Source organism: Ferrovibrio sp. (assembly GCF_046297895.1).
GTDB lineage: Bacteria > Pseudomonadota > Alphaproteobacteria > Ferrovibrionales > Ferrovibrionaceae > Ferrovibrio.
Genome location: NZ_JBKBHC010000003.1, coordinates 50,042 through 68,087 on the forward strand (window position 1 = coordinate 50,042; position 18,046 = coordinate 68,087).

18 protein-coding genes are annotated in these 18,046 nt (G+C 65.3%); 8 read left to right on the top strand and 10 right to left on the bottom strand.

Translation table 11 applies throughout. The features are described from left to right. The first annotated feature begins 2 nt into the window (after positions 1-2). Together ACK4FK_RS05175 and sugE are read left to right on the top strand one after the other, a co-directional pair. On the top strand, positions 3-542 hold the full coding sequence (locus ACK4FK_RS05175; protein ID WP_409742078.1) for a PAS domain-containing protein: 540 nt from the start codon (positions 3-5) through the stop codon (positions 540-542). 117 nt (positions 543-659) lie between these two features. After that, positions 660-980, top strand: coding sequence for a quaternary ammonium compound efflux SMR transporter SugE (gene sugE, locus ACK4FK_RS05180; RefSeq protein WP_409742080.1), 321 nt, complete (start codon positions 660-662; stop codon positions 978-980). A 3-nt stretch (positions 981-983) separates the two neighbouring features. Here the strand turns inward: sugE and ACK4FK_RS05185 are convergent, their stop codons facing one another. The 6 genes from ACK4FK_RS05185 to ACK4FK_RS05210 all read right to left on the bottom strand — a co-directional run bounded on the left by ACK4FK_RS05185 (position 984) and on the right by ACK4FK_RS05210 (position 7,451). Next, a complete protein-coding gene (locus ACK4FK_RS05185) occupies positions 984-1,691 on the bottom strand; it encodes an ABC transporter ATP-binding protein (protein ID WP_409742083.1) in 708 nt (235 codons plus the stop codon). Position 1,692: 1 nt separating this feature from the next. Then, positions 1,693-2,448, bottom strand: a complete 756-nt coding sequence (locus ACK4FK_RS05190; protein WP_409742085.1) for an ABC transporter ATP-binding protein — start codon at positions 2,446-2,448, stop codon at positions 1,693-1,695. Continuing rightward, positions 2,445-3,746, bottom strand: a complete 1,302-nt coding sequence (locus ACK4FK_RS05195) for a branched-chain amino acid ABC transporter permease (RefSeq protein ID WP_409742088.1) — start codon at positions 3,744-3,746, stop codon at positions 2,445-2,447. Before ACK4FK_RS05195 ends, ACK4FK_RS05190 begins: the two co-directional genes overlap by 4 nt. A gap of 3 nt (positions 3,747-3,749) precedes the next feature. Further along, positions 3,750-4,700: a branched-chain amino acid ABC transporter permease gene (locus ACK4FK_RS05200; RefSeq protein WP_409742091.1), complete on the bottom strand. Its 951-nt coding sequence runs from the start codon at positions 4,698-4,700 to the stop codon at positions 3,750-3,752. Positions 4,701-4,794: 94 nt separating this feature from the next. Beyond that, positions 4,795-6,045 (bottom strand): branched-chain amino acid ABC transporter substrate-binding protein, encoded by a 1,251-nt coding sequence (locus ACK4FK_RS05205; protein ID WP_409742094.1) that lies wholly within the window; start codon positions 6,043-6,045, stop codon positions 4,795-4,797. 131 nt (positions 6,046-6,176) lie between these two features. After that, complete coding sequence (locus ACK4FK_RS05210) at positions 6,177-7,451, bottom strand: serine hydrolase domain-containing protein (protein WP_409742096.1); 1,275 nt, start codon at positions 7,449-7,451, stop codon at positions 6,177-6,179. Between the two features lie 215 nt (positions 7,452-7,666). Here ACK4FK_RS05210 and ACK4FK_RS05215 point away from each other — a divergent pair, with 215 nt between their 5' ends. Next, positions 7,667-8,419 (top strand): FadR/GntR family transcriptional regulator, encoded by a 753-nt coding sequence (locus tag ACK4FK_RS05215; protein ID WP_409742099.1) that lies wholly within the window; start codon positions 7,667-7,669, stop codon positions 8,417-8,419. An 8-nt stretch (positions 8,420-8,427) separates the two neighbouring features. Here ACK4FK_RS05215 and ACK4FK_RS05220 read toward each other — a convergent pair whose 3' ends face one another. Then, positions 8,428-9,630: an ABC transporter substrate-binding protein gene (locus ACK4FK_RS05220; protein WP_409742101.1), complete on the bottom strand. Its 1,203-nt coding sequence runs from the start codon at positions 9,628-9,630 to the stop codon at positions 8,428-8,430. A gap of 253 nt (positions 9,631-9,883) precedes the next feature. Between ACK4FK_RS05220 and ACK4FK_RS05225 the strand changes: the two genes are divergently transcribed. After that, positions 9,884-10,117 (top strand): DUF1127 domain-containing protein, encoded by a 234-nt coding sequence (locus ACK4FK_RS05225; protein ID WP_409742104.1) that lies wholly within the window; start codon positions 9,884-9,886, stop codon positions 10,115-10,117. A gap of 83 nt (positions 10,118-10,200) precedes the next feature. On the opposite strand, the gene ACK4FK_RS05230 is transcribed toward ACK4FK_RS05225, so the two are convergent. Then, a complete protein-coding gene (locus tag ACK4FK_RS05230; RefSeq protein ID WP_409742107.1) occupies positions 10,201-12,477 on the bottom strand; it encodes an NADP-dependent malic enzyme in 2,277 nt (758 codons plus the stop codon). A 173-nt stretch (positions 12,478-12,650) separates the two neighbouring features. Between ACK4FK_RS05230 and mutS the strand changes: the two genes are divergently transcribed. The 4 genes from mutS (at position 12,651) to ACK4FK_RS05250 (ending at position 16,917) form a co-directional block, all read left to right on the top strand. After that, complete coding sequence (gene mutS, locus ACK4FK_RS05235) at positions 12,651-15,266, top strand: DNA mismatch repair protein MutS (protein ID WP_409742109.1); 2,616 nt, start codon at positions 12,651-12,653, stop codon at positions 15,264-15,266. Between the two features lie 51 nt (positions 15,267-15,317). Then, the gene (locus ACK4FK_RS05240; RefSeq protein ID WP_409742111.1) at positions 15,318-16,133 is read left to right on the top strand and encodes a substrate-binding periplasmic protein; all 816 of its coding nucleotides are present in this window, start codon (positions 15,318-15,320) and stop codon (positions 16,131-16,133) included. A 258-nt stretch (positions 16,134-16,391) separates the two neighbouring features. Further along, entirely contained in the window at positions 16,392-16,601 is a 210-nt protein-coding gene (locus ACK4FK_RS05245; RefSeq protein WP_409742114.1) for a cold-shock protein, read from the top strand. 7 nt (positions 16,602-16,608) lie between these two features. Further along, positions 16,609-16,917, top strand: coding sequence for a YkgJ family cysteine cluster protein (locus ACK4FK_RS05250; protein ID WP_409742117.1), 309 nt, complete (start codon positions 16,609-16,611; stop codon positions 16,915-16,917). 14 nt (positions 16,918-16,931) lie between these two features. Here the strand turns inward: ACK4FK_RS05250 and ACK4FK_RS05255 are convergent, their stop codons facing one another. Continuing rightward, entirely contained in the window at positions 16,932-17,429 is a 498-nt protein-coding gene (locus tag ACK4FK_RS05255; RefSeq protein ID WP_409742119.1) for a GNAT family N-acetyltransferase, read from the bottom strand. A 6-nt stretch (positions 17,430-17,435) separates the two neighbouring features. Then, positions 17,436-17,798 (bottom strand): GFA family protein, encoded by a 363-nt coding sequence (locus ACK4FK_RS05260; RefSeq protein WP_409742121.1) that lies wholly within the window; start codon positions 17,796-17,798, stop codon positions 17,436-17,438. Positions 17,799-18,046: the final 248 nt, after the last annotated feature.

Sequence of the window (18,046 nt, forward strand, 5' to 3'; positions counted from 1 at the left end):
CGATGACGGGACGCCATCATTCCGCTCCGGTGCAGCTCAGCACGGCGCAACCGCGCAAGGTGATCTGTGCCGCGCCCGATCTCGTGGCGCCGCATGTGATCGATCCGCGCCTGCTGCGGCTGCTGCGCGACTGGCAGGGCTGGCGCGGTGCGCGGGCATTGCCGTCACGCGCCGATTTCGGGGCCGAGCGCCTGCAATACCTGCTGGGTCATGTTTTTCTGCTCGATATCGTGGCGGGCGAGGGCGGACCGCGTTTCCGCTATCGCCTGTTCGGCAGTGCGGTGACGATGTATCGCGGCTTCGATCTCACCGGCCAGTTCCTCGACCAGCATCCCGATCCGGCCTTCGCCAGCCGCGTGCATGAGGCCTATCTGCAGTCGATGACCGCGCGCCAGCCATTATGGGCCGCCGTCGCGGGCTTCACCATGCATGGCCTGTCGGCGAATTTCGAGGGCCTGATCCTGCCGCTGGCTTCCGACGGCGAGACGCCCGACATGATGCTGTCGGCGCAGATCATGACGCCGGGCGACAGCCCGGCTTGACCCGCCCGCGCGGCTGCGCCATATCGCCCGCGCATATCTTTCCAGCCGGGACGACCCGGCATTCCCGGACCAGACGGTGGGGACGACCCTGCCAGTGCAGCGAAGGAGGCATTCGCCATGGCATGGATCATTCTGTTTTTTGCGGGTCTCGCCGAGGTGGGCTGGGCCGTGGGTCTGAAATACACCGAGGGCTTTTCGCGGCTCTGGCCCACGATTGGCACGGTCGCTTCGATGATCGTCAGCCTGTGGCTGCTTGGCCTGGCGCTGAAGGATCTGCCGCTGGGCACCGCCTATGCGATCTGGACCGGCATCGGCACGGTGGGCACCGCGATCCTCGGCATCGTGCTGTTCGGCGAAAGCGCGGCCGCGCTGCGGCTGGCCTGCATCGGCCTGATCGTGGCCGGCATCGTGGGGCTCAAGCTGGTGACGCCGGCCTGAGGGTTATACCTCCAGCCACTCCTTGCGGATGGCGGCATCGTCGAGAAGCTGCTGCGGCGTGCCCTCGAATACCATGTGGCCGTGCCCCATCACATAGAGCCGCTGGCTGATCTTCAGCGCGATGGTGAGTTTCTGTTCCACCAGCAGGATCGAGATGCCGCGCGCCGCGATGCGTTCCAGCAGCTTGCCCACATGCTCCACCATCATGGGCGACAGGCCTTCGGTGGGCTCGTCCACCATGATCAGGTCGGGATCGCCCATCAGGGTCCGGCACATGGTCAGCATCTGCTGCTCGCCGCCCGACAGCACGCCGGCCGCGGTGTCGGCCCGTTCGGCCAGGCGGGGAAAGATCTCGAACATGTCGTCCATCGACCAGCGCCCGCCGCCCTTGGCCGCCTTCTGGCCCAGATACAGGTTCTCGCGCACGGTCAGGCCGGGGAAGATGTCGCGGTTCTCGGGTACATAGCCTAGGCCCAGCCGGGCGATCTCGTGCGGCTTGCGGCCCACGATCTGCTGTCCCTTGAACAGGATCGACCCCTGCGGCGGCACGTCGCCCATGATCGCCTTGATGGTGGTGGAGCGGCCGACGCCGTTGCGGCCCAGCAGCGAGACGATCTCGCCGGGCTTCACCGTGAAGGTCACGCCATGCAGGATATGGCTCTTGCCGTAATAGGCGTGCAGGTCGCGGACATCGAGCATTGCCTGTGCCATCTCAGTGCTCCGCCTCCAGGGCTTGGCCCAGATAGGCCTCCTGCACCGCCTTGTTGCTGCGGATCCTTACCGGCGTATCCGAGGCGATGATCTGGCCGTAGACCAGAACGCTGATGCGGTCGGCCAGGTCGAACACCACGCTCATGTCATGCTCCACCATGATCAGGGTCTTGCCCTCGGTCACCTTGCGGATCAGCGCCACGAAATGCGCGGTCTCCGACCGGCTCATGCCTGCCGTCGGCTCGTCCAGCATCACCACCTCCGCGCCGCCGGCAATGGTGATGCCGATTTCCAGCGCGCGCTGCTCGGCATAGGTCAGCAGGCCGGCCGGCATCATGGCGCGCTCGGCCAGCCCGATCTGCTGCAGCACCGCCTCGGCGCGCTCGTTGGCGTCCTTCGCCTTGCGGATGTTGTGCCAGAAGGAATAGCGATAGCCGAGCTGCCATAAAACGGCGCAGCGCAGATTCTCGAACACGGTCAGGCGCGGAAAGATGTTGGTGACCTGGAAGCTGCGCGACAGGCCGCGCCGGTTGATCTGATACGGCTTCAGCCCGGTGATGTCCTCGCCGTTCAGGCTGATGCGGCCGCTGCTTAAGGGAAAACGGCCGGAGATCAGGTGGAACAGCGTGGACTTCCCGGCGCCGTTCGGCCCGATGATGGCATGGCGCTCGCCTTTTGCCACGTCCAGCGACACGCCGCGGATGATCGGCGTATTGCCGAAGCTCTTGTGCAGGTCCTGCAGGACAAGCGCGGTCATCGTGCCGCCTCCTTGCCCAGAGATTTACCATGGGCGGCATCCGTGAAGGCGGCGGCCAGGCGCGGGCCGTATAGCCGGCCGAGCCAAATGCCGGCGCCCAGCAGCGCCAGGGCGACGATCCAGGGCGGCGCGGCATTGGAATTGAAATCGATGCCCAGCATGCTCATCGCCGGGCCCTCGGAGGCCGTCTTCACCAGCTGGTGATGCGCCGTCTCGATCAGCAGCACCAGTCCGCCCAGCCCCATCAGGGCCGGCACCGCCATCGCCGCGTAATGCGGCAGCACGCGCAGCAGCGTGCCGCGCTGCCACAGCGGCAGGTGCAGCATCACCAGTCCGGCCAGGCCGCCGGGCGCGAACATCACCATCAGGATGAAGATCAGCCCGAAATACAGCATCCAGGCGCCGGTAAGGTCGCTCAGGAAGACCTGCAGCAGCACCACCAGCACGGCGCCCAGGATCGGCCCGGCGAAATGTCCCACGCCACCGATATAGGCCATCAGCAGCACCACGCCCGACTGCGCGCCCGAGATGTTGACGGCGTTCATCAGCTCGAAATTGATCGCCGCCAGCCCGCCGGCGATGCCGGCGAAGAAGCCCGAGATGCAGAAGGCGATGAAGCGCACCATCTGGGTGGAATAGCCGACGAATTCGGCGCGCTCCGGATTCTCGCGCACCGCATTGCACATGCGGCCCAGCGGCGTGCGGGTGAAGGCGAACATCGCCACGACGCAGACGAAGCACCAGGCGGCGATCAGGTAATACACCTCTATCTGCGGGCCGAAGCGCACGCCGAACAGGGTGAGCATCTTGGTGCGGTTGGCCGTGATGCCTTCCTCGCCGCCGAAAAAGCCGCGCAGGATCAGCGACAGGGATGCGATCAGTTCGCCCAGGCCCAGCGAGATCATGGCGAATGCCGTGCCGGCGCGTCGCGTCGAGACGGCGCCGAAGATGATGCCGAAAGTCAGGCCCATCAGGCCGCCCACCAGCGGCAGCACCGGCAGCGGCACCGGCAGCTTGCCGGCCGCGATCACGTTCATGGCATGCACGGCCAGGAAGCCGCCCAGGCCGTAATAGACCGCGTGGCCGAAGCTGAGCATGCCGGTCTGGCCCAGCAGCATGTTATAGCTGAGCGAGAACACGATCATGATGCCCATCAGGCACATGGTGGTGAGCGCCGCGCCCGAGGTGAAGATCTTGGGCAGCACGATCATCACGGCCGCCGCCAGCAGCCAGATGCCGTAGCGTTTCGCCAGGTCGAGCGGCAGGGAGGCCGGTTTGGTCATGGTGGTGATCGCCATGGCTCAGGTCTCCCGCGTGCCCATCAGGCCCGTGGGCCGGAAGATCAGGATCAGCACCAGCATCAGATACGGCACCACCGGCCCGACCTGCGCCACCGTCACCTGCCACAGGTCGTTCAGCATGCCCTGCACCGGCCGGCTCATGCCCAGGACGGACAGCATGTCGCCCAGCGAATAGTTGACGGCTATCGCAAAGGTCTGGATCAGGCCGATCAGCAGCGAGGCGATGAAGGCGCCGGGTAGCGAGCCCAGTCCGCCGAACACCACCACCACGAATAGGATCGGGCCCAGCACATGCGCCATGCTGGGCTGGGTCACCAGGGCCGGCCCGGCGATCACGCCGGCAATCGCCGCCAGGCCGCAGCCGCAGCCGAAGACCAGCATGAACACGCGCGGCACGTTATGGCCCAGCATCGCCACCATGTTGGGATGAGTCAGCGCCGCCTGGATGATCAGTCCAATGCGCGAGCGCGTCAGCACCACCAGCAGCAGCAGGAAGATCGCCACCGAGATCAGCAGCATGAACATGCGGAAGGCGGGATAGGTGGTGCCGAACAGCTCGAAGGCCGGAAAATCCAGCAAGGGCGGCACGCGGTAATCCACCGGCAGCTTGCCCCAGATCATCTGCACCAGTTCCTCGATCACGAAGGCCAGGCCGAAGGTGAACAGCAGCTCGGCCACGTGGCCCCATTTATGCACTGTGCGCAGGCCCCAGCGCTCGACGCCCGCGCCGATCAGGCCGACCAGCACCGGCGCCACGATCAGCGCCACCCAGAAATTCAGCCACTGGCTGATCTGGAAGCCGAAATAGGCGCCCAGCATGTAGAAGCTGGCATGGGCGAAGTTCAGCACGCCCATCATCGAGAAGATCAGCGTCAGTCCGCTGGCCAGGAGAAACAGCAGCATGCCGTAGAGCACGCCGTTCAGCGTGGAGAAGATCACCAGTTCCAGCAAGAAACGCCCCCGTAATCCCGCCCCGGACAATAACACAGCCATGCCGACGGCACGGCCCCGGTTTTCTCCCGGGGCCGCGCATCGGGCAAGCGCTTCAGCTCGGCTTGGCCATCTTGCAGGTGGTGGCCACGTCGGTCTCACCCATCGGCACGCGGGCAGCCGTTTTCCAGCCCCAGCCGGTATTCTCCTCGTCGAATTTCATCGGCGGCGCCAGCGGGGTGAACACCTCGATATACATGTCCTGGAAGAACTGGTGATCTTCCGCGCGCATGTAGGTGTCCTGACCGTAAATGTTCTTGAACTTCATGCCGCGCAGCTTCTCGGCGAACACCTTCGGGTCATTCGACTTGGCTTCGTTCATGGCGCGGGCCAGCATTTCCATCTGGTTGCGCACGCGGGGATACCACCAGCCCTGGCCCGCGCTTTTCTTGCGGAAATCCTCCTCCCAGGCATAGTTCTCCGGCGTGTTGATGTTGGCGGTACCTTCCACGATGGTGAAGATGCGATCCTTCAGGCCGGTCTGCTTGATCGCGGTCGGGCCGCCGGCGCCGCCGGCATAATAGGTGTACCAGTCGACCTGCAGGTTGGCATCGGCCGCGGCTTTCAGCAGCAGGGCGATGTCGCTGCCCCAGTTGCCGGTGATCACGCTGTCGGCGCCGCTCGCCTTGATCTTGGCCACATAGGGCGCGAAGTCGGTGATCTTGGCCAGCGGATGCAGCTCGTCGCCCACGATCTGCACGTCCGGCCGCTTGGCCTTCAGCATCTCGTTGGCCGCCTTGCGCACGGCGTGACCGAAGGAATAGTCCTGGTTGATCAGGTAGACCTTCTTGATGTTGGGCTTGCCTTTCATGTAGCTGGTCAGTGCCTGCATCTTGATGTCGCTATGGGCGTCCCAGCGGAAATGCCAGTAACTGCACTTGTCGTTGGTGAAGGCCGGGTCCACCGCGGCGTAGTTGAGGTAGATCACCTCCTTGCCGGGATTGCGGTCGTTATGCTTGTTGACGAAGTCGATCATCGCCGCCGCCGCGCCCGAGCCGTTGCCGAGCGTGAGAATGCGGGCGCCGGCATCGATCGCCTTCTGCGCCGCGATCACGGTTTCCTGCGGGCTCAGCTTGTTGTCGAAGGTGATCAGCTCCATCTTCTGGCCATTCACCCCGCCCTTGGCGTTGATCTTCTCGATCATGTACTGGAAATGCTTCACGCCATGCTCGCCGATCGGCGCCATGGCGCCCGACAGCGGATCGATGAACGCCACTTTCACCTGCGACCAGGCTGGTGCTGCCAATCCCAGGCCGGCTGCCAGTGCGGCAACGGCAAGGCCTGTCCCATAACGACGAGTCGGCATTGTTTCCTCCATCCAGTTATGTCGCGGCGGCTTCCGGTCCGCCGATCCGCCGGTCTAGCGGCGAATTCCTGTATTCGGTTCAGCCTGCTCTGATTCTGCTTGCCTGGGGCGGTGTCTCTCCCTGCGCCTCGTTACTTCACCATCGCGGCATAGACCATGTTGCGCATCAGGGCGCGGTAGGCCAGGCGCTGCTTCGGCGACTGCATCATGAAGACGACGAACATTTTCTCTTTCGGATCGACCCAGAAATAGGTGCCGCCGGCGCCGCCCCAGTAATAGTCGCCGGCGCTGCCCGGATCGGCCGAGACGCCGCCATCCTTGCGCACGCCGAAGCCGAGGCCGAAGCCATATCCCGGCCCGGGCAGGAAATAGGGGCCCGGAACGATGCCGCTGCCCATATGGTCGGCGGTCATGTAGGCCAGCGTCTTGAGGCTCAGATACCGTCTGCCGTTCTGCGTGCCGCCATCCAGCAGCATCTGCAGAAAGCGCGCGTAATCCATCGCCGTGCCGCTCAGCCCGCCGCCGCCGGATTCGTATTTGCCGGGCTGGCGCGGATCGTAGAATTCCACGCCGCCGCCCAGGCTGCGGTCGTTGGCGAAAGGCTCGGCCAGCCGGGCCTGCTTCGCGGCATCGGTGACGTAGAAGGCGGTGTCCTTCATGCTGAGCGGGCCAAGCAGGCGGTCCTTCAGCGCCTGGCCCAGCGGCTTCTTGTCCACCACTTCCACCACGCGGCCCAGGATGTCGGTGGAATGGCTGTAGTCCCAGACCGTGCCGGGTTGATAGGCCAGCGGCAGCTTGGCAATGCGTTCGGCGAATTCGGCATTGTCGAAATCGCCGTTCATGATGCCGGTGTCGCGATACATGGCTTTCACCGCGCCGACGCCGAAAAAGCCGTAGGTGATGCCCGATGTGTGACGCATCAGGTCCTGGATGCTGATCGGCCGCTGCGCCGGCACCAGTTCCAGAACCGGCTTGCCGTCGGGGCCCGGCTTCTCCACGCCCACCTGCGGCTTGGCGAAGGCGGGGATGTAGCGGGCCAGCGCATCGCCGACCGCCATGCGGCCCTCCTCCACCTGCATCATCGCGGCCGCGGTGACGATCGGCTTGGTCATCGAATAGATGCGGAAGATGGTGTCGCGCGTCATCGCCGCCTTGGTCTGCGGGTCGCGCGTGCCCACCGCCTCGAAATAGGCGATCTTGCCCTGGCGGGCGATCAGCACCACCGCGCCCGGAATGATCTGGGCCTCGGAATCCGCCTTCAGCCGTTCGGTGATGCGGGCAAGCCGGTCGGGGGCGAAGCCGAGAGCGGCCGGATCGCCCGGCGGCAGCAGTTCGGCGGCTTTCAGGCCGGGCCCGGTGCCCGGGAATGGAGCGTGAAGCGCAAAAACGGTTGCAAGGACAGCCATCAAGGACCGTCCGAAACGGCGCACTTTCATCAGCGTGGCCTCCCTGGACCATTTTTTCTTTTGCTTGGTGCCCATGATTGTCGGACAATCCGACCTAAGTCAAACACTCAATTGCTGGACCCGGCTGGCGGAAATGCCGATCATCGCCCATTCTGCCGAAGGTCGCGAATCGCTGCGGCGGCCGCGCCGGAAACGGGTTCGGGATCGGGGGGTAAATGTCTGAGACGGCCGAGAAATTCACGCGTATCACGCCGGTGCCCGCCTATCAGATGGTGGCCGAGGCGATCGAGCGCGAGATTCTGTCGGGCCGCCTGCGTCCCGGCGATCCCATCGGCACCGAGGCCGAACTGGTGCGCCAGTTCGGGGTCAATCGGTCCACCGTGCGCGAAGGCATCCGCCTCCTGGAACAGGGCGGCATGGTGCATCGCGATTCCAGCCGCCGCCTGGCGGTCGGCTTGCCGCATTATGAACGGCTGGCCACCCGCGCCAGCCGAGCGCTGATGCTGCACCAGGTCAGCTTTCGCGAATTGTGGGAAGCCACCATGGCGCTCAGCCTTGCCTCCATCGAACTGGCGGTGGACCGCGCGACGCCGGACGAGATCGCGGCGCTGGATGCCAATATCGCCGCCACCGAAGATGCCATGGACGATCCCGCCACGGTCGCCACGCTGGACAGCGAATTCCACCTGATGCTGGAGAAATGCGGGCGCAACCGTGTGCTGGAGCTGGCCCGCGAGCCCTCCAACATGCTGATCTACCCCACCACCAACGTGGCGGTGCGCGCCACCGAACATGGCACGCGGCGCCTGATTGAGGCGCATCGCATGCTGGTGGAATCCCTGCGTCGCCGCGACAAGGATCTCGGCCGCCTGTGGACGCGCCGCCATCTCGACGACTGGCGCAAGGGTTTCGAGAAGGCCGGCATGGATCTGGACCAGCCGGTCGACCTCGTCACCGGCATGGTGTGAGCGGGATTTTACAGCCCGCCCATCTTGCACGAACTCGGCAGTGCGGTATCGGCCGCCTTCACGACGCCGGCCGTCTTCCAGCCCCAGCCGGTTTTTTCCTCATCGTATTTCATCGTTGCATCCAGCGGGCCGAAGGAGGCGACGACAAGGTCCTGCAGCACCTGATGGTCCTGCGCCCGCATGCCGGCGATGCCGCCATACATGGTCTTGCGCTGGGCCTGGGCCAGCAGCGGCGCGATTTTGCGCGGCTCGGCGCTTCTGGCCGCCAGCACGGCATCGTTCAGCATTTCCATCAGTAGCCGCGCGCGCGGCACGTTGAAGCTGCCGCCGAAGCGGGCGCGGTATAGCGCATCGAGGTCGTCGCCCATCGCCATGTTGGAATGGCCCTCGATCACGGCGAACACGCGATGCTCCAGGCCGGTCTGGCGCACCGCCGTCGGGCTGCCGATGCCGCTGGCGTAATAGGTGTACCAGCCCGCCTGCAGGTTGGCGTCGGCCGCGGCTTTCAGCAGCAGGGCCAGGTCGCTGCCCCAGTTTCCCGTAATGACACCATCGGCATGACTAGCCTTGATCTTGGCCACATAGGGCGCGAAGTCGGTGATCTTGGCCAGCGGATGCAGCTCGTCGCCCACGATCTCGATATCGGGCCGCTCGGCCTTCACCATTTTCAGCGCCGCCGCCCGCACGGCCTGGCCGAAGGAATAGTCCTGGTTGATCAGATACACGCGTCTGATCTGCGTCTGCGTGGCGATGAATTTGGCCAGCGCCAGCATCTTCATGTCGGCATGGGCGTCGAAACGGAAATGTGCCGGCGAACATTTCTCGTTGGTCAGCGCCGGATCGATGGCCGAGATGTTGAGGAACAGCACGGTCCTGTCGGGGTAACGCTCGTTATGCTTGGCGATGAATTCGTTCAGCGCGCCGGCGGCGGCCGAGGAATTGCCCGCCACGATGATGCGGATGCCGGCATCGATGGCCTTCTGCGCCTGGATGATGCTTTCCTGCGCGTTCAGCTTGTTGTCGTACCCGGTGATCTCGTAGGTCGTGCGCGGCGTGGACAGACGCTCGGCCATGAATTTCAGGTGGTTCAGCGCATTCTCGGTCACGGCCGCCGCCGGGCCCGACAGCGGATCGATGAAAGCGATACGAACGGTTTCCGCCCGCGCGCTTAAGCTCAGGAAAGCAACAGCCAGGAAAGCGAGAATGCGCATGGTCAACTCCGCGGCAAAAAACTGCGCGGAGGGTAAGAAAAAGCCGCCGGCATGCAAGCGGCGGCGGCGAAGAATAAATGGCTGTGTGCTGACGAAGCAGGGGGGATTTTCGCGATTGACTTCGTTTGGCGCAGTATTATCTTTCGCCGTCACCGGGCCAGCGACAACCGCCCGGTCAGCGACCTCCATTTTTCAGATCCCCTTTCAGGATCATGGCCGCCAAGCGTTGTCTCGCTCCGTCAGGAGGTGAGGCATGTCTTGTGGTGGTACCTGTTCCCAATCCAATCCTGTAATCCTTCAGCCTGAAACGGCTGCGAACTGGCGCCTGCCGTCGCCGTCAGAATGGCTTGTCGGCTGGCTTGTCCGGCTTGTCGGGCAGCAGCGGCGCTGGCGCCGGCGCGAGGAGCTGCGCGATCTCAGCGATGCGCAGCTCCGCGATGTCGGCCTGACCCGCGAGCAGGTCGGAGGCGGCGCTCACCCAAGATAGTCATGCTCGGGCTCGGCCCGAGCATCCACGAGATTTTTAGACGTGGATGGCCGGGACAAGCCCGGCCATGACGGATCTATTGGTCAGCGCGCGTTATAGGCCGCCAGCGCCGCCAGGTTCACGATGTCGCTCACGCTCGCGCCCATCTGGGCGATCTGCACCGGCTTTTCCAAGCCGATCAGCAGCGGGCCGATCACCGTGCCGCCGCCCAGCTCCTGCAGAAGCTGCGACGAGAGCAGAGCGGAGTGGATGCCCGGCATGATCAGCACGTTGGCGGGGCCCGAGAGACGGCTGAAGGGATAGATCTTCATCACGTCCGGGTTCAGTGCGGCCGCAGCCGACATCTCGCCGTCGTATTCGAATTCCACGCCATGGCCGCCGGCTTCCAGCGCGTCCAGCTCCATCACGGCCTGGCGCACCTTCTCCACCACGCCGCCCGGCGCGTTGCCGAAATTGGAATGCGACAGCAGGGCCACGCGCGGCTCGTGGCCCATCTGCTTGGCCACGCTCGCAGCCTGCACGGCGATCTGGCAGAGATCCTTCGCCTCGGGCAGCTCGGTGATGGTGGTGTCGGCCATGAACACCGTGCGGCCCTTGGCTACGATGATCGACAGGCCCATCACGCGCTGGCCGCGCTGGGCGTCGATCGCCATGCGGATGCCGTCGTAACTCACCGAATAGGTGCGCGTCACGCCGGTGATCATCGCATCGGCATGGCCGTTGGCCACCATGCAGGCGCCGAACACGTTGCGGTCCAGGTTGACCAGGCGCTGGGCGTCGCGCTGCAGCAGGCCGCGGCGCTGGTGGCGCTTGTAGAGGAACTCGGTATAGCGCGCATTATGCTCGCTGATGCGCGCGTTGTGGATCTCGCAGCCATCCAGGTTTTTGAGCCCGATGGCCTGCATGGTCGCCTCGATGCGCTCGGACCGGCCGATCAGCACCGGGGTGCCATAGCCGGCGTCGCGGAAGGCGAGCGCCGCGCGGATCACGGTCTCTTCCTCGCCCTCGGCGAAGACCACGCGTTTCGGATTCTGCACCACCTGGTCGAAAAAGATCTGCAGCGAGCCGACGGTGGGATTGAGCCGCGCGCGCAGCTTGGCGGCATAGGCCGCCCAGTTCTCGATCGGCTTGCGCGCCACGCCCGACTGCACGGCGGCCTTGGCAACCGCCAGCGGCACATCCACGATCAGGCGCGGGTCGAAGGGCGAGGGGATGATGTAGCCCGCGCCGTATTTCGGCCGTTCGCCCTTGTAGGCGGCGGCCACCTCGTCGGGCACATCCTCGCGGGCCAGCATGGCGATGGCCTCGGCGGCCGCGATCTTCATGTCGTCGTTGATCGTCTTCGCCCGCACGTCCAGGGCGCCGCGGAAGATATAGGGAAAGCCGAGCACGTTGTTGACCTGGTTCGGATAGTCCGAACGGCCGGTCGCCATGATCACGTCGCCGCGCGTGGCCAGGGCCTCTTCCGGCGTGATTTCCGGATCCGGGTTGGCCATGGCGAAGACGATGGGATTGGCCGCCATCGAGCGCAGCATGTCGGGCGTCACTGCGCCCTTCACCGACAGGCCGAAAAACACGTCGGCGCCCTTCAGCGCATCGGCCAGGCTGCGTGCGTCGGTCTTCACGGCATGGGCCGATTTCCACTGGTTCATGCCGTCGGTGCGGCCCTGGTAGACCACGCCCTTGGTGTCGCAGAGAATCACGTTCTCGTGCTTCATGCCCATGGCCTTGACCAGCTCGGTGCAGGCGATGCCGGCGGCGCCGGCGCCGTTCACCACCATCTTCGCGTCCTTGATGTCGCGGCCGGTGAGGTGCAGGGCGTTGATCAGGCCGGCCGCGGCGATGATGGCGGTACCGTGCTGGTCGTCGTGGAAGATCGGAATGTCCATCAGCTCGCGCAGGCGCTGCTCGATCACGAAGCATTCCGGTGCCTTGATGTCTTCCAGGTTGATGCCGCCGAAGCTGGGGCCGAGGAAGCGCACGCAGTTGACGAACTCGTCCACGTCCTCGGTGGCCACTTCCAGGTCGATGGAATCGACATCGGCGAAGCGCTTGAACAGCACCGCCTTGCCCTCCATGACCGGTTTACCTGCGAGCGCGCCCAGATTCCCCAAGCCCAGCACGGCGGTGCCGTTGGAGATCACCGCCACCATGTTGCCGCGCGAGGTATAGTCGTAGGCGGTGTCGGGGTCCTTCTGGATCGCCAGGCAGGGCGCCGCCACGCCCGGGCTGTAGGCCAGGCTCAGGTCGCGGGTGGTGGCCATCGGCTTGGTCGGTACGACCTCAAGCTTGCCGGGCTGGCCCATTTTGTGGAATTCGAGGGCGTCGTCGTAAAGGGACGGGCTTTTCGAGTCGCTCATTTTTCTCTGTGTTTCCGGTTTTCACACGCGGGCGGTTTCGCTCCCGTCCGCCATCATAAGGCTAAGGCTTGAGGGGTTAAAAGGCCCGCGTGCTGTGCTATGTCTGCGGGCTGCATAATATTTCGCCCATGAACAAACCCGACCTCACCCTCCCCCCCGGAACTTCCCCGCTGATGGCGCAGTATCTGACCATCAAGGCGGCCTATCCCGATTGCCTGCTGTTCTACCGGATGGGGGATTTTTACGAACTGTTCTTCGACGACGCGGCTAAGGCCGCCCGGGCGCTGGACATCGCTTTGACCAAACGCGGCGAGCATGACGGCCAGCCGATCCCCATGTGCGGCGTGCCGGTTCACGCGGCGGAAGCCTACCTCTCCCGTCTCATACGCCAGGGTTTCAAGGTGGCGGTCTGCGAACAGACCGAAGACCCGGTCGAAGCCAAAAAACGTGGTTCAAAATCGGTGGTGCGGCGCGACGTGGTGCGCGTGGTCACGCCCGGCACCATCACGGAAGACAGCCTGCTCGAATCGCGCCGCAACAACTACCTTGCAGCCCTCGGCCAGGCCGGCGGGTCCGACGGCGCGCTGGCGCTGGCCTGGCTCGACATGTCGACCGGCGAATTCGGCCTGACCGAAACGGCGCCCACGGCTCTGGGCGCCGACCTCGCCCGCGTCAATCCGCGCGAACTGGTGCTGCCCGAAAGCCTGCTGGCCCGCCCTGAGCTGCGGGCGCTGTTCGAACAGCTCGACATTGCGCTCTCGCCGCTCCCCTCGGTGCGCTTCGACAGCGTCTCGGGCGAACGCCGGCTGAAGGCCGCGCTTGGCGTCGCGGCGCTGGATGCCTATGGCGATTTCCGCCGCGCCGAATTCTGCGCCGCCGGCGCGCTGCTCGATTACGTCGAGACCACGCAATGCGGCAGGCTGCCCCGCCTCGACCCGCCGGCCCGCCAGTCGCCCACCAGTGTGATGGCGATCGACCCGGCCACGCGGCGCAACCTCGAACTGGTGGAAACCACTTCGGGCAACCGCGACGGCGCCCTGCTCGCCTGCATTGACCTCACATTGACCGGCGCGGGCGCACGCCTGCTGGCGCAGCGGCTGCAGGCCCCGCTCACCGATCCGGTCCAGATCGCCGCGCGCCACGATGCCGTGGCCTGCCTGGTGGAGACGCCGCGCCTGCGCGACGACATCCGCTCGGCCCTGGAAAAGGTGCCCGATCTCGCCCGCGCGCTCTCGCGCCTGTCGCTCGGGCGCGGCGGGCCGCGCGATCTGGCCAGCCTGCGCGACGGCCTGGCCCAGGCCCAGGCGCTGCAGGACCGACTGGGCGCGGAAGCCGGGCTGCCGCCGGCTCTGGCCGGCCTGCGCGACATGCTGGGCCGTCACGATGCGCTGGTCGATACGCTGGGCAATGCCCTGGCCGACGAACTGCCGATGTATGCGCGCGATGGCGGCTTCATCCGCCCGGGCGTCGACGCAGCGCTAGACGATCTGCGCGTGCTGCGCGATGAAAGCCGCCGCCACATCGCGGCTTTGCAGGACAGATACGCCCAGGAAACCGGCATCAATACGCTGAAGATCCGGCATAACAACATGCTGGGCTATTACATCGAGGTGGCGCCCAAGCACATGCCGCAGATGGGCGCGCAGTATATCCATCGCCAGACCATGGCGAACGCGGTGCGCTATGCCACGCCCGAACTGTCGGAGCTGGAGAGCAAAATCGCCCAGGCCGCCGACCGCGCGCTGAAGCTGGAACTGGAGATGTTCGAGCGTCTGGCGGCGGATGTGCTGGCGCGGGCCGAGGCCATCACCCGCGCCGCCCAGGCGCTGGCCGCGCTGGACGTCACCGCGTCGCTTGCCCTGCTCGCCGTGCAGCGCAACTGGGTGCGGCCGCAGGTGGACGACAGCCTCGCCTTCCATGTCGAGGCCGGCCGCCATCCGGTGGTGGAGGCAGCCCTTGAGCGCGCCGGGCAGGGCGAGCGCTTCGTGGCGAATGACTGCGACTTAGGCGATGGCCGCCGGCTCTGGCTGCTCACCGGCCCGAACATGGCGGGCAAATCCACCTTCCTGCGCCAGAACGCGCTGATCGCGGTGCTGGCGCAGATGGGCGCCTTCGTGCCGGCGGCGAAGGCGCATCTCGGCGTGGTGGATCGCCTGTTCAGCCGCGTCGGCGCCGCCGACGATCTGGCGCGCGGGCGCTCCACGTTTATGGTCGAAATGGTGGAGACGGCGGCGATCCTGCACCAGTCGGGTCCACGTGCGCTGGTGATCCTGGACGAGATCGGCCGCGGCACCGCCACCTTCGACGGCCTTTCGATCGCCTGGTCGGTGGTGGAATACCTGCACGAGAAGAACCGCTGCCGCGGCCTGTTCGCCACCCATTACCACGAACTCACGGCACTGGCCGAAAAGCTGCCGCAGCTGTCCAACCATACGCTCAAGGTGAGGGAATGGGAGGGCGAGCTGGTTTTCCTGCACGAAGTCGGCCCGGGCGCCGCCGACCGCTCTTACGGCATCCAGGTGGCCAAGCTGGCCGGCCTGCCCGATGCGGTGCTCAAACGCGCCGCCGCCGTGCTGCACACGCTGGAGAAATCCGGCCAGACGGCATCGTCGGCCAAACTGGTCGACGATTTGCCTCTCTTCTCGCTGGCTCCGCCAGTGACGGCTGCCGCTGTTGCCGCGAAACCGTCGGAAGTGGAGCGCGCGCTGAAATCCGCCGATATCGACGCGCTCTCGCCCAAGCAGGCGCTCGACCTGCTGTATCAGCTCAAGGCGTTGCTGAAACCGTAAACGGCCCAGATTCCCGCTCCCATATCCTCGCACTGCATGTATGATCGTCGCATGTGGGTCGCGGTCACCGCTCGATGTCATGCTGCGGGTCTGCTGATCGTTTGTGTGCTGTGCTTTGTCGCGAGCCTGTCGATCCTGGGTCGGCCCGCGCCGGCCATGGCGCAGACGACAGCCGCGCCGACCCTGGCCGCGCCAGCCGCCACCGCGCGCGTGCTGATCAACGACGCGCCGCCCTATCGCATCGTCAGCCGGGCGCTCGGCGACGAAGGCCACAGCGGCATCTATGTCGATATCCTGCGCGCGATGGCGGCCGAGACGGGGCTGACGCTGCGCTTTGTCGAGGCGCCGTTCGTGCGCGGCTTTCCGATGATGCAGGCCGGCGAAGTCGACATCATGCTGGGCCCGAACCGCACGCCCGAGCGCCAGGCATATCTGCTCTATCTCGATCCGCCGCTGCCGGCCGAGCCGAAGGTGTTCCTCACCCGGCCGCAGGGGCCGCGCATCGCCCGCTATGACGACCTGCGTGGCCTGCGCATCGCCGTGCTGCGCGGCGCGCATTACTCCAGCCGTTTTGATGCCGATGCAGACATCAGCAAGGAACCGGTTTCCGATTACGACGCCGCCCTGCGCCTGCTGGGTGGCAACCGCGTCGATGCCGCGATCATGCCCGAGCAGCAGGCACGCTGGCTGCTGCGCTGGCAGCAGCTCAACCTCGCCTTCTCGTCCTACCGCATCGAGGGCAGTCCGTCCTACATCGTGATCGCGCGCAATTCGCCGCTGGCCGCCCGCGCGGCGGAACTGGAAGCGGCCCTGCGCCGCCTGCAGTCCCGCGGCGAGATCGCACGGATATTGCGGCTTTACAGCTAGGATTGCTTTACGGTCGGGGGCGCGCGGATCGGGCAAAAGACCGGCTCCAGGGATCTGTCGCAAAGAACCGCTTGTATTCGGCCCGATAAAAGCCTAGGGCCGCCCATCGACATTTTTTGGCCGGACCTTCTGGCTGTTCGCTCTGGCTTCCGCCGGGCGCGTATTCCGACTTTCTCTCCAAAAATATCGAAAACCGGGCGTCGGACGCAGCTTTGCTGCGCGCCGCGCTCTTCATTCATCGGACCAAAGGAAATTCCCATGCAAACGGGCATTGTCAAATTCTACAACGATCAAAAAGGCTTCGGTTTCATTCAGCCGGAAGACGGCAGCAAGGACGTGTTCGTGCACGCCACCGCGCTGGAACGTGCCGGCATGAGCCCGCTGCGCGAAGGCCAGAAGGTCTCCTTCGACACCGAGCAGGACAACCGTTCGGGCAAGACCGCCGTACGGGCCATCCAGGCCGCTTGACCGTCGCTTGATTCATCAGGCGATCCTGGGCGCGGCAGCCTTCGACTGTCAGAGCTGCGGCGCCTGTTGCGCGTATTCGCGCGACTGGCCCCGTTTCTCGCTCGAAGAGGATGCCGCGCTCGCGCGCATTCCGGCCCGTTTCGTCGATGACGAGGCGGGCCGGATGCGTTGTGACGGCGACCGCTGCTCGGCCCTGAGCGGCACGGTCGGCCAGCACACCGCCTGCAATGCCTATGACGTGCGGCCCGATGTCTGCCGCGAATGCCAGCCGGGCGACGAGGCCTGCCGCATCGCGAGCCGCTTCTTCGATCTCTAGCGCAACAGCCGCCGTCAGGTCGGCTCGGCCAGCATCAGCAGGCCGCGGCCCCATTCGGTGATCCGCGCTTCCCTTTCCAGAATCCTGAATCCCGCCTTCTCGTAGGCGCGGATGGCGCGTGCATTGTCGGGATCGGGGTCGGTCGCCACGAACGGCGCGCCCTCGGCGAATAGCCGCTCCACATGCTGGCGGATGAAGGCGCTGCCATGGCCGCGCCCGATCATCGCCGGCACGCCGATGCTTTGGTCTATGCCCAACGTGCCCGGCGGCAGGTCGCGATAGGGATGGTCGTCCCAGGCATGGATGGCGTAATCCTGCATGAAGGCGAAGGGCACGCCATCCTGCGACACGATCCACAGCCGCATCGCCGGCTCGTGCAGGTCGGCCGCCAGGTTTTCCAGCTCGGCCGCCGGCTCGCCCCACCAGGCCCGCCAGTCTTCGGTTTCCAGCCAGCCGCGCAGCAGCGGCAGGTCGGCCGCCGTCATGCGGCGGAAATCGTAAGCCTGCGTCATGGCCGGCTACATGCTGCGGCCGTCGTAGTCCATCACCGACAGCGCCTTTAGGTCCACATCGTCCAGGCAGCGCACGTTGATCGCCACCATACGCGTGCCGTTCGGCGCCGTGCCGGTGGCAAACGACGTCACGCCGCAGGTCTTGCAGAACAGGTGATGGATGTTCTTCGTGTTGAACTGGTAATCCTGCACGGCATCCTTGCCGCTCAGCAGCTTGAAGGCATCGGCCGGCACGAAGCTTAAGAGCGTGCCCTTCTTCTGGCAGATCGAGCAGTTGCACGAGATCACTGGCGTATCCAGCGCCGTGCTCACTTCATAGCGCACCGCGCCGCAATGGCAGCCGCCCTTGTGAATTGTGGCTTCCGCCATGTCTGCTCCTCCCGTGCTGCAATCCTGCCGGTGTGATGGCTGGCGGCGGCGTCCAAGTCAATCTGTCGCCCAATCCAATGCCGACCTTGTCTTGTGAGGCTATTTGTACTATATATGTTCTTATTTTTCAATCTCTATATTCCTAGTTGCATGTCCTGCCAGCCGGGCAGGGCGAGGTGGAAACGAACCCGAACGAACCCGAACGAACCCGAACGAACCGAAACGAACCCGAACGAACCCGAACGAAC

Coding starts and splice junctions, on each gene's coding strand:
- ACK4FK_RS05195 (WP_409742088.1), bottom strand. CDS start 3,746: ATGGCGATCACCACCATGACCAAACCGGCCTCCCTGCCGCTCGACCTG.
- ACK4FK_RS05245 (WP_409742114.1), top strand. CDS start 16,392: ATGCAAACGGGCATTGTCAAATTCTACAACGATCAAAAAGGCTTCGGT.
- ACK4FK_RS05175 (WP_409742078.1), top strand. CDS start 3: ATGACGGGACGCCATCATTCCGCTCCGGTGCAGCTCAGCACGGCGCAA.
- ACK4FK_RS05230 (WP_409742107.1), bottom strand. CDS start 12,477: ATGAGCGACTCGAAAAGCCCGTCCCTTTACGACGACGCCCTCGAATTC.
- ACK4FK_RS05185 (WP_409742083.1), bottom strand. CDS start 1,691: ATGGCACAGGCAATGCTCGATGTCCGCGACCTGCACGCCTATTACGGC.
- ACK4FK_RS05215 (WP_409742099.1), top strand. CDS start 7,667: ATGTCTGAGACGGCCGAGAAATTCACGCGTATCACGCCGGTGCCCGCC.
- sugE (WP_409742080.1), top strand. CDS start 660: ATGGCATGGATCATTCTGTTTTTTGCGGGTCTCGCCGAGGTGGGCTGG.
- ACK4FK_RS05240 (WP_409742111.1), top strand. CDS start 15,318: ATGTGGGTCGCGGTCACCGCTCGATGTCATGCTGCGGGTCTGCTGATC.
- ACK4FK_RS05260 (WP_409742121.1), bottom strand. CDS start 17,798: ATGGCGGAAGCCACAATTCACAAGGGCGGCTGCCATTGCGGCGCGGTG.
- ACK4FK_RS05210 (WP_409742096.1), bottom strand. CDS start 7,451: ATGGCTGTCCTTGCAACCGTTTTTGCGCTTCACGCTCCATTCCCGGGC.
- ACK4FK_RS05190 (WP_409742085.1), bottom strand. CDS start 2,448: ATGACCGCGCTTGTCCTGCAGGACCTGCACAAGAGCTTCGGCAATACG.
- ACK4FK_RS05255 (WP_409742119.1), bottom strand. CDS start 17,429: ATGACGCAGGCTTACGATTTCCGCCGCATGACGGCGGCCGACCTGCCG.
- ACK4FK_RS05205 (WP_409742094.1), bottom strand. CDS start 6,045: ATGCCGACTCGTCGTTATGGGACAGGCCTTGCCGTTGCCGCACTGGCA.
- ACK4FK_RS05225 (WP_409742104.1), top strand. CDS start 9,884: ATGTCTTGTGGTGGTACCTGTTCCCAATCCAATCCTGTAATCCTTCAG.
- ACK4FK_RS05220 (WP_409742101.1), bottom strand. CDS start 9,630: ATGCGCATTCTCGCTTTCCTGGCTGTTGCTTTCCTGAGCTTAAGCGCG.
- mutS (WP_409742109.1), top strand. CDS start 12,651: ATGGCGCAGTATCTGACCATCAAGGCGGCCTATCCCGATTGCCTGCTG.